Source organism: Cellulomonas chengniuliangii, from assembly GCF_024508335.1.
Lineage (GTDB): Bacteria > Actinomycetota > Actinomycetes > Actinomycetales > Cellulomonadaceae > Cellulomonas_A > Cellulomonas_A chengniuliangii.
The window spans coordinates 1-13,502 of record NZ_CP101988.1 but is presented as its reverse complement, the minus strand read 5'-3'; the positions used below and the strand labels follow the sequence as shown (position 1 = coordinate 13,502).

Here is a 13,502-nt window from a genome sequence, read left to right as displayed (position 1 = left end):
GCATGGCGAAATGTCCGACTTGACCATACTGTCGTCGAGACGGGATCGACTCTCTCACGGAGGTGCCACTATGCCCAACGAGGACGAATTGCTGACGCGCGTCGAAAGTGTTGAGACCGAGCTCGCGGTGCAGGCAGCGACCGCTGCAGGGGTGCAGTCCACTCAGGCGGCAGTGGATGCCGGAGCGCAGGCGACGCAAGCCGCAGCACAGGCGGGAATGACCGCGACTGCGAGTGCAGTGCAGGCTGGGAATGTCGCCACGATGCTGGCCGGGAGCGCGGGCTTCATCATCGGCATCTTCCTGGGAATTGCCATCGCCAAGCCGTAGGTCGCCCTCGCCCCGGCAGAGGCGCCGTCTGGCCGTGGGCGACGCCTCGCCGGCTTCACGGCTGGCGGGCAGGACCTGGGGCCGGTCCGGCCCCGACCGCCCAACTCGAGACGCCCCCGACGGATCGTCGGGGGCGTCTCGTGTTCGTCACGTGCATCTGTGGAGCCAAGGGGACTCGAACCCCTAACCCCCTGCTTGCAAAGCAGGTGCGCTACCAATTGCGCCATGGCCCCGCGCGGTGGGCGGCCGACTTCGCCCGGCCCGACCGTGTGAGGCTCACTCGAAGGTGTCGGTGACCTCTGCCCAGAGATCGCGCTCATCGCGATCCTGCGAGTAGCGCTGCCACACGACGTACCCGGCAGCCGCGGCTGCCAGCAGGAGCAGTACCTTCTTCATGCGTCCCTCGCAGTGGTCCGGGAGTGGGCCTAACAGGACTTGAACCTGTGACCTCTTCCTTATCAGGGAAGCGCTCTAACCGTCTGAGCTATAGGCCCGTGCACGCATCATCCGAGGACGACCGCGCCGGTTGAGACTACCTCAGGCTGGGCCGAGGTCCCAAACGCGATGACCGCTCACTCGTCGGTGAGCGTCAAGTGCACCCCGCCGACCAGCGACGCGGTGATGTTGTAGAGGAACGCGCCGATGGTGGACAGCGCGGTCAGCAGGAACACGTCGACTACGGCCACGAGGGTCGCGGCGGAGATGATCCGCTGGAACTCCACGTACTGGAGCACGTTGACGTCGCTCTCGGAGCCGAGCACCTCCTTCACGAGGGTGTCGATCTGCGCGAAGACGCTCAGCCCGTCCAGGGTGAACCACACGACGGCCGCGGCCACGACGATCATGATGCCGATCGCCACGGAGAGCAGGAACGACAGCTTCATCACCGACCACGGGTCGACCCGGGACACGGCGAGCCGCACCCTGCGTGGCGCCCCTGGCGCGGGGATGGTCGCCGGCCGTCCCACCGAGGGGCGGGCGCCCGTCGAGGGCCGCGGAGGCGCGTCCGTGGCCGTCGCTGCGCCCGCGGCCGCGAAGGCGCCGGTCTCGGAGTGGTCGTTCGCGGCGCTCGAGCTCGGGCTCATGGTGTCGTCCTTGGGGCGAGGGTGCTTTGCCGAGGAGATGGCGGCGCTCGTGGCGGACGCCGCCTTCTTCAGCGAGGCGGTGACAGAGTCGACCGCGACCTGCAACGGCGACGGGGGTTCTTCGCTCTCGTCCGTCCCTGCAGGAACGTCCGTGCCGGAGTCGTGCGTCGACGACGCGGTCCCGTTCGAGCCGACCGGCTCGCGCGTGGCGGTCGGCGCGTAGGCCGCCCCGGGGGCGTGCGCGGCCCCGTCCGCCTCGGCCTTCGCGGTGGCCGGGCGAGGCGACGTCGCGGGCCGGGCCGACGTCGAGGTGCGCGGGGTCGGCGCCGGAGCAGTCCGGGCCTCCGTCGGAGCGGGGGCCTCCTTGCTCGTCGCCGGGGTCGTGGGCTGCGATTTCGCTGCCGCCGTGCCCTCCTGCGGTTCAGCCGCCTTGGCCGAGCCGGAGCTGTTGGCCGTCGGGTGGCTGGACGGCTTCACGGGCCGCTTCCGGGGTGGGATGGACGGCGGAACGGAATCGCTGCTCATTCATCCTCCAGTGCGGATGACTCGGCGACGGCCGGCTCGACCGACTCGCCCTGCACGGAGGCCTCCGGCGCGTCCTGCGTCTCGTCCGGCGACCCGATCTCGTCGCCCACGCTACCGGCATCCTCACCCAGGTGCCGCTCAATGTTGCGAGCAACTGCGATGATTCGATCGCCATTGTCCGGCTTGGCGAAGATGACGCCCTGTGTGGTGCGTCCCGTCGCGTTGACCTCGGACACGGCCGAGCGCACGATCTTCCCGCGCTCCATGATGACCATCACCTCGTCGTCGTGGTCGACGACGAGCGCGCCCACCAGGTCGCCGTTCGCCTCGGGCAGGTTCGCCACCTTGATGCCCAGGCCGCCACGGCCCTGCACCCGGTAGTTGTCCGTGGTCAGCGCGGTGGACTTCGCGATGCCGCCCTCGGTGACCGTGAAGAGGAACGCCTCCTCGCGAACGACGTCCATCGCGAGCAGCTCGTCCTCGCCGCGGAACTTCATGCCCGTCACGCCGGAGGTCGCGCGGCCCATGGGGCGCATCGCCTCGTCGGTGGCGGTGAAGCGGATCGACTGGCCCTTGCGGGAGACCAGCATGAGGTCGTTCCCGGCGTCGACCGCGCAGGCCGAGACCAGCTCGTCGGTGTTGCCCTCGTCGTCCTCGCGCAGGTTGATCGCGATCAGACCGCCGCTGCGGTTGGAGTCGTACTCCGACAGCCGCGTCTTCTTGACCAGACCGCGCTTGGTCGCGAGGACCAGGTACTCGGCGGACTCGTAGTCGGGGATGTCGAGCACCTGGGCGATGCGCTCGCCCGGCTGGAAGGCCAGCAGGTTCGCCACGTGCTGGCCCTTGGCGTCGCGGCCGCCCTCAGGCAGCTCGTAGGCCTTGGCCCGGTACACCCGGCCCAGGTTGGTGAAGAACAGCAGCCAGTGGTGCGTTGTCGTCACGAAGAAGTGGTCGACGATGTCGTCCTCGCGCAGCTGCGCGCCACGCACGCCCTTGCCGCCGCGCCGCTGGGCGCGGTAGTTGTCCGAGCGGGTGCGCTTGACGTAGCCGCCGCGGGTGATGGTGACGACCATCTCCTCCTCGGCGATGAGGTCCTCCATGGAGACCTCGCCGTTGAACGGGAGGATCGTGGTCCGGCGCTCGTCGCCGTACCGGTCGACGATCTCAGCGAGCTCCTCGCTGACGATCGTGCGCTGCATCTGCGGGTCGGAGAGGATCGCCTGGTAGCCGATGATCTCGGCGGCGAGCTTGTCGTGCGCCTCGATGATCTTCTGACGCTCCAGCGCGGCGAGCCGGCGCAGCTGCATCGCGAGGATGGCTCCCGCCTGCACCTCGTCGATGCTCAGCAGGGCCTGAAGCCCGGCGTTGGCCTGCTCGGCGTCGGGGGAGCGGCGGATCAGCGCGATGACCTCGTCGAGCGCGTCGAGCGCCTTCAGGTAGCCGCGGTAGATGTGCATCTGCTCTTCGGCCTTGCGCAGCCGGTAGCTGGTGCGCCGCACGATGACCTCGAGCTGGTGCGTCACCCAGTGGCGGATGAACGCGTCGATGCTCAGCGTGCGGGGGACCCCGTCGACCAGCGCGAGCATGTTCGCGCCGAACGTCTCCTGCAGCTGCGTGTGCTTGTACAGGTTGTTGAGCACGACCTTCGCGACGGCGTCGCGCTTGAGCACGATCACCAGGCGCTGGCCGGTGCGGCCCGACGTCTCGTCGCGGATGTCCGCGATGCCGGTGACGCGGTTGTCCTTGACCAGGTCGGCGATCTTGCGGGCCAGGTGGTCCGGGTTCACCTGGTACGGCAGCTCGGTGACGACCAGGCAGATCCGGCCCTGGATCTCCTCCACCTCGACGACCGCGCGCATCGTGATGGACCCGCGGCCGGTGCGGTACGCCTCCTCGATGCCCTTGTGGCCAAGGATCGTCGCGCCGGTGGGGAAGTCCGGGCCCTTGATGATGGTCAGGAGGGCCTCGAGGAGCTCCTCCTTGGTGGCCTCGGGGTGGTCGAGGTACCACTCGACGCCCTGCGCGACCTCGCGGAGGTTGTGCGAGGGGATGTTCGTGGCCATGCCGACGGCGATGCCGGCCGACCCATTGACCAGCAGGTTCGGGTACCGCGCGGGCAGGACGGACGGCTCCTGGGTGCGGCCGTCGTAGTTGTCCTGGAAGTCGACGGTGTCCTCGTCGATGTCGCGGACCATCTCCATGGCCAGCGGCGCCATCTTGCACTCGGTGTATCGCGGCGCGGCGGCCGGGTCGTCGCCGGGGGAGCCGAAGTTCCCCTGGCCGGACACCAGCGGGTAGCGCAGCGACCAGTCCTGCACCAGGCGGACCAGCGCGTCGTAGATCGACGTGTCGCCGTGCGGGTGGTACTTGCCCATGACGTCGCCGACGACGCGCGTGCACTTGGAGAACTGGCGGTCCGGGCGGTACCCGCCGTCGTACATCGCGTACAGCACGCGGCGGTGCACCGGCTTGAGGCCGTCGCGGACGTCGGGCAGCGCACGCGTCACGATGACGGACATCGCGTAGTCCAAGAAGGACCGCTGCATCTCGAGCTGCAGGTCGACCTGCTCGATGTTGCCGTGCTCGATGTCGGTGTGGTTCTCAGTCACAGATCAGTCCTTGGTCTCGCGTGGGGGCGGATGCGCGCAGTCCTCAGATGTCGAGGAAGCGCACGTCCTTCGCGTTGCGCTGGATGAACGAACGGCGCTGCTCGACGTCCTCGCCCATCAGCACGGAGAACGTGTCGTCGGCAGCGGCTGCCGCGTCCAACGTCACCTGCAGCAGCGTGCGGTGCTCGGGGTCCATCGTCGTGTCCCAGAGCTCGGAGTAGTCCATCTCGCCGAGACCCTTGTACCGCTGGATCGCGTTCTCCTTGGGAATCCGCTTGCCGTGGGCCTGGCCGTCCAGCAGCACGGCGTCCCGCTCACGGTCGGAGTAGACGTAGTCGTGGGCCGCGTTCGACCACTTGATGCGGTAGAGCGGCGGCTGGGCCAGGTACACGTACCCGCCCTTGATCAGTCCGGGCATGTAGCGGAACAGCAGGGTGAGCAGCAGCGTGCGGATGTGCTGGCCGTCGACATCGGCGTCGGCCATGATCACGATCTTGTGGTACCGCAGCTTGCTGACGTCGAAGTCCTCGCCGATGCCGGTGCCGAACGCGGTGATCAGCGCCTGCACCTCCTGGTTGCCCAGCGCGCGGTCGAGCCGCGCCCGCTCGACGTTGAGGATCTTGCCGCGGATGGGCAGGATCGCCTGGGTGCGGGGGTTGCGCCCGCGCACCGCCGAGCCGCCTGCCGAGTCACCCTCGACGATGTAGATCTCGCACTCCTCAGCCCGGTTGGACTGGCAGTCCTTGAGCTTGCCGGGCATGCCGCCCGACTCGAGCAGCCCCTTGCGCCGGGTCGCCTCGCGCGCCTTGCGGGCGGCCATGCGGGCCGCCGCTGCCTGCTGCGACTTGCGGATGACGTCGCGCGCCTCGTTCGGGTGGGAGTCCAGCCAGTCGCCGAGCTGCTCGTTGACCACGCGCTGCACGAACGTCTTGGCCTCGGTGTTCCCGAGCTTCGTCTTCGTCTGGCCCTCGAACTGCGGCTCGCCGAGCTTGATCGAGATGACGGCTGTGAGGCCCTCGCGGATGTCGTCGCCCGTGAGGTTCTCGTCCTTCTCCTTGATCAGCCCCTTCTCGCGCGCGTAGCGGTTGATGAGCGACGTCATGGCGGCCCGGAAGCCCTCTTCGTGGGTGCCGCCCTCGGTCGTGGAGATCGTGTTGGCGTAGGTGTGCACCGACTCGGAGTACGAGGTGGTCCACTGCAGCGCGATCTCCACCGAGATGCGGCGCTCGACGTCCTCGGACTCGAAGTCGATGATCTCGGGGTTGACGAGTTCGACCTTCTTGGCGGCGTTGAGGTGCCGCACGTAGTCGACGAGCCCGCCGTCGTACTTGTACGTGACCGTGCGGGCCTGCGGCTCGACCTCCTGCTCGGCGACCTCGTCGTCCGTGCCGATGTGGCCCGGGCGCTCGTCGGTGAGGGTGATCTGCAGGCCCTTGTTGAGGAAGGCCATCTGCTGGAAGCGCGAGCGCAGCGTCTCGAAGTCGTACGTCGTCGTCTCGAAGATCTGGTCGTCGGCCCAGAACGTGACGGTGGTGCCGGTCTCGGCGACCTCCTCGCCCTTGGCGAGCGGGGCCTGCGGCGCGCCGCGCATGTACGACTGCCGGTAGACGTTGCCCTTGCGGACCTCGACCGAGAGCTTCTCGGAGAGCGCGTTGACCACCGAGACGCCGACACCGTGCAGGCCGCCCGACACCGCGTAGCCCGCGCCGCCGAACTTCCCGCCGGCGTGCAGCACGGTGAGCACGACCTCGACGGCCGGCTTGCCCTCGGACTTCACGATGTCCACCGGGATGCCGCGGCCGTTGTCGACGACCCGCACGCCGCCGTCCTCGAGCAGGGTGACCTCGATGTGGTCGCAGTACCCTGCGAGCGCCTCGTCGACCGAGTTGTCGACCACCTCGTAGACGAGGTGGTGCAGGCCCCGCTCACCGGTCGAGCCGATGTACATGCCGGGCCGCTTGCGAACGGCCTCGAGGCCTTCGAGGACGGTGATCGCACTGGCGTCGTAGCCGCCGTTGGAAGATGCTGGGGGGGTGCCGTCGGTCGTCGCGGGGGCGTCGGTCAGGCTCTGGTCGGCCACGGGTTGCGGTGCTCCTCAAGGTCTCACACGCGGACGAGGCGATCCCGGAGAGCGGATCACCCCATGACGCTGGAGTTCTCGGCGCAGACGCGCCAAGAATGACCCTCACAGTCTACCTGGACATAGGTTCTAGACCCCCGTCTCCGCGCGCGCGGCGCGGGCAGGCCCTCAGGGGTGCGACCAGGTCGTCTTCGACCGCGGTGGCGCCGGCTCAGCCGAAGGTGTCGCGGGGGCCGCGCCCGGGCACCGAGCGCGGGCCCCTCTTGAACCCTGGGCCTGCCGGCCCGAGCACCCGGACCTCCCGCACGACGTCCTCGCCGACCACGGCCGAGATCTCCCGCAGCATCGCCGAGACGTACAGCCGGACGTTCGTGGCGTACGCCGTCGAGTCGGCGCGGACCGTGAGGATGCCGTCCTCGAAGGTCTCCGGGACGCAGTGGTCGGCGATGTCGCCGACGATCTCCCGCCAGCGGCCCATCAGCCCGCCCACCGACAGCTTCTGCACCCACCCCTGGTTGCGCACCAGCACCGGCAGGGTGGCGCCGATCATCTGCGGGTCGCGCCCACCCGGGCCGGACGTGCCGCGAGGGATGTCGAGCGGCGACCGACGAGCAGGCTGACCTGGGCGGATGCCCTTCGATCGGGCCGCGGCCTTGGCCCTCTCGAGCGCGGCACGGGCGACCTGCGCCGGCGGCGTGAGCTCGACGACCTCGCTCGCCGGGACGCCGTCGACCGACGCCGCAGCGCCTTGCGCGTCGTCGCCCGACGTCGCGGACTCATCGGGGCGAGGGTCCTCAGCGGACACGCGACACCTCCCCGCCCATCACGTCCACCCGCGCCCCGGACAGCTGCTCGGGGACGTCGGTGGGCACCGCCGCCGTGATGATCACCTGCCGGGCGGGCGCGACCAGCTCGGCCAGGCGGTCCCGCCGGCGGACGTCGAGCTCGGCGAACACGTCGTCCAGGATCAGCACCGGCTCGCCGTCCTCGCCCCAGTCCGCCATCCACAGGTCGCCGTCCTGCTCCGCGCCGCCCACCTGGTCCGGCCCCCGCGTCAGCAGCGTGTACGACGCCAAACGCAGCGCCAGCGCAAAAGACCACGACTCGCCATGGCTGGCGTACCCCTTCGCCGGCAGCCCGCCCAACGTGAGGGTCAGGTCGTCGCGATGCGGCCCGACCAGGCACACCCCCCGCTCGATCTCCTTGGCCCGCAGCTGCGCCATGGCCTCGAGCATCTGGGCCTCGACGACGTGCGCCGGCGCCGGAGCCCCGGCGGCCCCGGGGACGTCGGGCTCCTGACCGTGGTCGGCGCCCTCGAGCGCTGCGTCCAACGACGCGCGATAGGTGACGACCGCCTCACCCTGCCCCGAGCTGACCTGCTCGTACGCCCGCGCGACGTGCGGGGCCAAGGCCGCCACAATCGCGCGACGAGCCACGATGAGCTCCGCGCCGACCTGCGCGAGCTTCGCGTCCCACACGTCCAGCGTGCGCAGGTCGGCGCCGCCGCGGGAGTTCCGCATCGCGAGCCCGGCCGACTTCAGCAGCGCGCTGCGCTGGCGCAGCACCCTGTCGTAGTCGGCCACGACTCCCGCGAGCCGCGGTGTCACCAGCACCGCGAGCTCGTCCAGGAACTTCCGGCGGCCGTCCGGGTCTCCCTTGACCAGGGCCAGGTCCTCGGGCGCGAACAGCACCGTGCGCAGCAGCCCCAGGATGTCGCGGGCCCGCCCCGGGGAGCCTCCGTTGACGCGCGAGCGGTTCGCCTTCCCCGGCGTGATCTCCACCTCGACGAGGCTGGTCCGCTCAGACGGGGCCCCGTCGACGGTCCGTTCCCGGACCACCTTGGCGCGGACCACAGCCCGGCCGGCGCCGGACCGCACCAGGGCGGCGTCCGACGGCACCCGGTGGCTGCCGAGCGTGGCGATGTATCCGAGCGCCTCGACCAGGTTCGTCTTGCCCTGGCCGTTTGGGCCGACCAGTGCGGTCGCGCCCGGGTCCAAGGGCAGCTCGACCTGGCGATAGGAGCGGAAATCTGTCAGCGAGAGATAAGAGACGTACATCGGTGCAGGTCAGACGGATGACGCAGGGGGTGCGGGGGGAGCGGACGGGCCGATGCGGCCCTCGGACGGGGCCGACCCGGCAGGCCGGACCGCATGCCCGCCGAACTGCTGGCGCAACGCGGCCACGGCCTTCATCGCCGGGGACTGCCCTTGGCGGGAGGCGAACCGTGCGAAGAGGGCCGCGGAGATCACGGGAAGCGGCACAGCGAGGTCGATCGCCTCGTCCACCGTCCACCGCCCTTCACCGGAGTCGTCGACCCAGTCCTCGATGGTCGAGAGGTCCTGGTCCTCCTCGAGCGCGGCCACGAGCAGGTCCAGCAGCCACGACCGGACCACCGTGCCGCGCGACCACGCCTTGAGGGTGCCGGGCACGTCCGTGATGAGGCCCTTCGCCTCGAGCAGCTCGTAGCCCTCGGCGTAGGCCTGCATCAGGCCGTACTCGATCCCGTTGTGCACCATCTTCGCGTAGTGGCCTGCGCCCACCGGTCCGGCGTGCACGAAGCCCTCGTCGCGGGGCCCCTCCGGCCGGAGGGCGTCGAAGATCGGCATCGCGCGCGCGACGTCCTCCGCGCCGCCGCCCACCATCAGGCCATACCCGTTCTCCAGGCCCCAGATCCCGCCGGAGACCCCCACGTCCAGGTAGCCCACGCCGCGGGCATGGAGCATCGCGCCATGGCGCTCGTCGTCGGCGAAGTACGAGTTGCCGCCGTCGATGACCAGGTCCCCAGGGACCAGCAGGTCGGCGAGCTCGGCCACCACCGAGTGCGTCACCTCGCCGGCCGGGACCATCACCCACACGATCCGCTCGCCGGCGGGCAGCAGCTCCACCAGCTCGGCAAGGGTCGCGACGTCCGAGACGTCGGGGCGAGGGTCGTAGCCGGAGACGTCGATGCCCGCGGCGCGGATGCGGGTGCGCATGTTCGCGCCCATCCTGCCGAGTCCCACTAGGCCGATGTGCATCGGTGCCGCCTCTCCTCAGTCGGGCTCGTGCCGGGCGCCAAGTCTCTCGCCCCGCGCCCCCTGACGCCCCTCGGCGTCGAGGACAGTCAGCTGGCGAAGCGGATCGGCACCAGCAGGTACCGGTACTCCTGCAGGTCGTCGCCCTCGAGGGAGTCCTGCCCGGTGAACTCCACCGGCTTGTTCGGGTGGGTGAACGACAACCGCACGAACGGCGTGTTCAGCGCGCCGAGGCCGTCCAGCAGGAACTGCGGGTTGAACGCCACCGAGATGTCCTCGCCCACCAGCGTCGCCTCGAGTGCCTCGGAGGCCTGCGCGTCGTCGCCCTGGCCGGCGTCGAGCACGACCTGGCCCTCGGTGAAGGACAGCCGGATGGGCGTGTTCCGCTCGGCGACGAGCGACACGCGCTTGGCGGCGTCCGCGAGGGACTGGGTCAGCACGACGGCGTGGATGGGCGTCTCGTCCGGGAAGAGGCGTCGGACCGGCGGGTAGTCGCCGTCGACGAGCAGCGAGGTCGTGTGACGGCCGTTCGCCTCGAAACCGATCATGTCGATGCCCTGGCCGGTGGACAGCGCGATGTTCACCGAGGAGCTCGATCCCAGCGACTTCGCCGCGTCGGACAGTGTCCGGGCGCGCACGAGCGCTGTGGTGGACAGGTCCGGGGAGGACGGGGTCCACGTCAGCTGACGAAGGGCCAGTCGGTAGCGGTCCGTGGCGAGGAGCGTGATCTTCTCGCCCTCGATCTCCATCCGGACGCCCGTGAGCAGCGGAAGCGTGTCGTCGCGGCTCGCCGCGACGGTGACCTGCGCGACGGCGTGGGCGAGGTCGTCACCGTCGACGGTGCCTGCGACGTCGGGCATCACCGGCAGCGCCGGGTAGTCGTCGACGGGCATCGTCAGCAAGGTGAAGCGCGAGGCGCCGCAGGTGACGGTGACCTTGGTGCCGTCGAGGACAACGTCGACGGGCTTGGCGGGAAGCGCGCGCGAGATCTCCGCGAGCAGCCGGCCGGAGACGAGAACGACCCCGGGCTCGCTGACGTCGGCGGGGATCTCAGAGCGTGCCGAGACCTCGTAGTCGAAGCTCGACAGCTGGATCGTCCCGGTGGAGTCAGCCTCGATGCGGACTCCAGCCAGTACCGGCACAGGAGGACGTGTCGGCAGGCTACGTGCGGTCCACGTGACGGCATCTGCGAGAACGTCACGGTCGACGCGGAACTTCATGCCCCACCCTCTCGATCCCCTGGCATCAGTGACCCGTGCACGAGCGGCGGCACGTCGGCCGGCGGTCCGCGGCGCGGCCCGCCGAAGCGAGGGCTGTGCTCGGGTCGGAGGGCAACACTACGCGAGAGCGTCGTGTGCCGGTACCGCGTGAGCGAGGGAAGCACAGGGTGTGTCCGGTCGGTTCGCCAGAACCTCCATGACGGTGTGCGGATTTCTTTCCTAGAGGGGACTCGTCGTCATCATCGGGTCTGTGCATCGTGTGGATGACGCTCGTCTGCGCAGGTCAGAGCCGCTGGTGGGGTGTGCATGGACTGTGGGTCGCAGCGGTGGATGAACAGCCGTTCTGTGGACGAGCACTTTCCCGCCGTTCTCTGTCCACCGAGAAGACGTTCTGCGTCCACACCCTCGAGGCCCTTGTCCACCGTCATCCACAGGTCTGTGCACAGGTGTTGATATTCGTCCCACCGATGTCCGCTTCGGGCATTCCGAGATTACGCAATACGGGACAAGAGGGGCACGATCGTGGCCTCGTCCCGGTGGATGGGTGTGGACAGGCGGCCACACCCGATCGCGCGGCACATCACTGAGTCGCCGTGCAACGCCTCCCAGAAGGGCTAGGACAGGCCTGGCGGGCCCGTCAGCGCGCGGAGGCGATGTCCGGAAGGCCTGGCGTCCTGCGGGCAGCACAGAAGCGGCCCGGAGCAGGATGCACTGCCGTCCGGGCCGAGGAGGCGGTGGTCAGCCTCGGTTCTGCTGCTTGATCCGGTTGGTGAGCTCGGTGACCTGGTTGTAGATCGACCGACGCTCAGCCATCAGCTCGCGGATCTTGCGATTGGCGTGCATCACGGTGGTGTGGTCGCGTCCGCCGAACGCCTGGCCGATCTTGGGCAGGGACAGGTCGGTCAGCTCGCGGCACAGGTACATGGCGATCTGCCGGGCCGTGACCAGCACCCTCGACCGCGACGAGCCGCACAGGTCGTCGATGGACAGCCCGAAGTACGCGGCCGTCTGCCCGATCACCGCGGTCGCCGTGATCTCCGCGGTCTGGTCGTCGGTGATGAGGTCCTTGAGGACGATCTCGGCGAGGGAGAGGTCCACCTGCTGCCGATTCAGGTTGGCGAAGGCCGTGACCCGGATGAGCGCGCCCTCGAGCTCCCGGATGTTGCTCGAGATCTTCGAGGCGATGTACTCGAGCACGTCGTGCGGAGCCTGCAGACGCTCGCTGCCGGCCTTCTTGCGGAGGATCGCGATGCGGGTCTCGAGGTCCGGCGGCTGGACGTCGGTGATCAGGCCCCACTCGAAGCGGGACCGCATACGGTCCTCGAAGCCGTTCAGCTGCTTGGGCGGCAGGTCGGAGGTGAGGACGATCTGCTTGCTGGCGTTGTGCAGGGTGTTGAAGGTGTGGAAGAACTCCTCCATCGTCTGCTCTTTGCCCTGCAGGAACTGGATGTCGTCGATGAGGAGGACGTCCACCTCGCGGTACCGCCGCTGGAAGGCTCCTGCCTTGCCCTCACCGATCGAGTTGATGAAGTCGTTGGTGAACTCCTCGGAGTTCACGTAGCGCACGCGCACGCTCGGATAGAGGTTCTGCGCGTAGTGGCCGATCGCGTGCAGCAGGTGCGTCTTGCCCAGTCCCGAGTCGCCGTAGATGAACAGCGGGTTGTACGCCTTTGCGGGCGCCTCCGCCACAGCGACCGCAGCGGCGTGGGCGAACCGGTTGGACGACCCGATGACGAAGGTCTCGAACAGGTACTTCGGGTTCAGGCGGGCCGGCTCGGTCGGCGGCGTGCGCCGAGCCGTGCTCATCCGGATCGGCTCCTGCTCCATCGGCGCGTTGCCGGCGAGGAAGTCCTGCGGGTCCGAGGTGAGCGACTCCGTGGAGTTGCCACGGGCGGGCGTCGACGGTGATGTCGGCGCGGGGGAGTCGAGCGGGGCCAGATCGGCGTCGACGGTGATCGCGAAGCGCGCCTCACGGCCAAGGGCCGCTGTCAACGCCTCGGTGACCTCGGCCCGGACCCGGGTCTCCAGGTACTCCTTGGTGAGGTCGTTGCCGACCGCGAGGAGCATGGTCCCGTCGAGGAGCCCCAGCGGCTGCGCCAGCTTGACGAACGCGAGCTGGCGCGGCGTGATGTCGGGGCTGGAGTCCAGTTGGGAGAGGGCATGAGCCCACACGTGGGCCAGCTGCTCGTCCTGTGGTGACACGTCCTACCCTCGCTGCTGGTGATGACTCGTGGTCGAGTGTCGCACGCCAGCCCGTCGTCCACATAGTTATCCACAACCTGTGTGCGACGGATCACCGCGCCTAGTCGTCGGGCGAGAGAGGCCAGGGCGCGGGGCCCTGGCGGGTTCGGCGCGACCTGCGTCCCGGAGCAGGACGCGAGCCGGTCGCTCGACGTGCCGATCGTAGTGGCCCACCCTCGGCATGGGCAGTGCCGGCGGCGGTGGACCCCGTGCCGCCAGCGGCCGACGCTACCTGTGGACGCCGAGACGTGGTCGGCGCCAGCCGAGGATCGATTCCCACCAGACCCTGCCCTGATCTCGGCGCATACTCGTCCCAGGACTATCCGGACGGCACAGCCGGTCGGCGTCCCGACGAGGGAACCGCGTGCCTCGAGCGGGTGAGTTTGACCCTCGCTGCGAG

At 69.5% G+C, this 13,502-nt stretch carries 10 protein-coding genes and 2 tRNA genes; 1 reads left to right on the top strand and 11 read right to left on the bottom strand.

Annotated elements, in window-relative coordinates:
• Window positions 1-70: 70 nt before the first annotated feature.
• Window positions 71-328 (top strand): hypothetical protein, encoded by a 258-nt coding sequence (locus NP064_RS00060; RefSeq protein ID WP_227568553.1) that lies wholly within the window; start codon window positions 71-73, stop codon window positions 326-328.
• A 160-nt stretch (window positions 329-488) separates the two neighbouring features.
• Here the strand turns inward: NP064_RS00060 and NP064_RS00055 are convergent.
• The 11 genes from NP064_RS00055 to dnaA form a co-directional block, all read right to left on the bottom strand.
• Window positions 489-561 (bottom strand) — tRNA-Ala (locus NP064_RS00055).
• A 43-nt stretch (window positions 562-604) separates the two neighbouring features.
• On the bottom strand, window positions 605-724 hold the full coding sequence (locus tag NP064_RS00050; protein ID WP_222705421.1) for a DLW-39 family protein: 120 nt from the start codon (window positions 722-724) through the stop codon (window positions 605-607).
• A gap of 24 nt (window positions 725-748) precedes the next feature.
• A tRNA-Ile gene (locus tag NP064_RS00045) sits at window positions 749-822 on the bottom strand.
• Between the two features lie 78 nt (window positions 823-900).
• Window positions 901-1,890, bottom strand: a complete 990-nt coding sequence (locus tag NP064_RS00040) for a DUF3566 domain-containing protein (protein ID WP_227568554.1) — start codon at window positions 1,888-1,890, stop codon at window positions 901-903.
• A 44-nt stretch (window positions 1,891-1,934) separates the two neighbouring features.
• Window positions 1,935-4,547 carry a DNA gyrase subunit A gene (gene gyrA, locus NP064_RS00035; protein ID WP_227568556.1) on the bottom strand — a complete coding sequence of 871 codons (2,613 nt, stop codon included), beginning with the start codon at window positions 4,545-4,547 and terminating at the stop codon, window positions 1,935-1,937.
• A 43-nt stretch (window positions 4,548-4,590) separates the two neighbouring features.
• Complete coding sequence (gyrB, locus tag NP064_RS00030) at window positions 4,591-6,627, bottom strand: DNA topoisomerase (ATP-hydrolyzing) subunit B (protein ID WP_372456347.1); 2,037 nt, start codon at window positions 6,625-6,627, stop codon at window positions 4,591-4,593.
• Window positions 6,628-6,838: 211 nt separating this feature from the next.
• Window positions 6,839-7,432, bottom strand: a complete 594-nt coding sequence (locus tag NP064_RS00025) for a DciA family protein (RefSeq protein WP_227568557.1) — start codon at window positions 7,430-7,432, stop codon at window positions 6,839-6,841.
• Entirely contained in the window at window positions 7,422-8,684 is a 1,263-nt protein-coding gene (gene recF, locus NP064_RS00020; RefSeq protein ID WP_227568558.1) for a DNA replication/repair protein RecF, read from the bottom strand. Before recF ends, NP064_RS00025 begins: the two co-directional genes overlap by 11 nt.
• 9 nt (window positions 8,685-8,693) lie before the next feature.
• On the bottom strand, window positions 8,694-9,644 hold the full coding sequence (gene gnd, locus NP064_RS00015; protein ID WP_227568559.1) for a phosphogluconate dehydrogenase (NAD(+)-dependent, decarboxylating): 951 nt from the start codon (window positions 9,642-9,644) through the stop codon (window positions 8,694-8,696).
• Window positions 9,645-9,730: 86 nt separating this feature from the next.
• Entirely contained in the window at window positions 9,731-10,861 is a 1,131-nt protein-coding gene (gene dnaN / locus NP064_RS00010) for a DNA polymerase III subunit beta (protein ID WP_227568560.1), read from the bottom strand.
• A 738-nt stretch (window positions 10,862-11,599) separates the two neighbouring features.
• Entirely contained in the window at window positions 11,600-13,063 is a 1,464-nt protein-coding gene (gene dnaA, locus NP064_RS00005) for a chromosomal replication initiator protein DnaA (protein ID WP_227568561.1), read from the bottom strand.
• Between the last annotated feature and the right edge of the window lie 439 nt (window positions 13,064-13,502).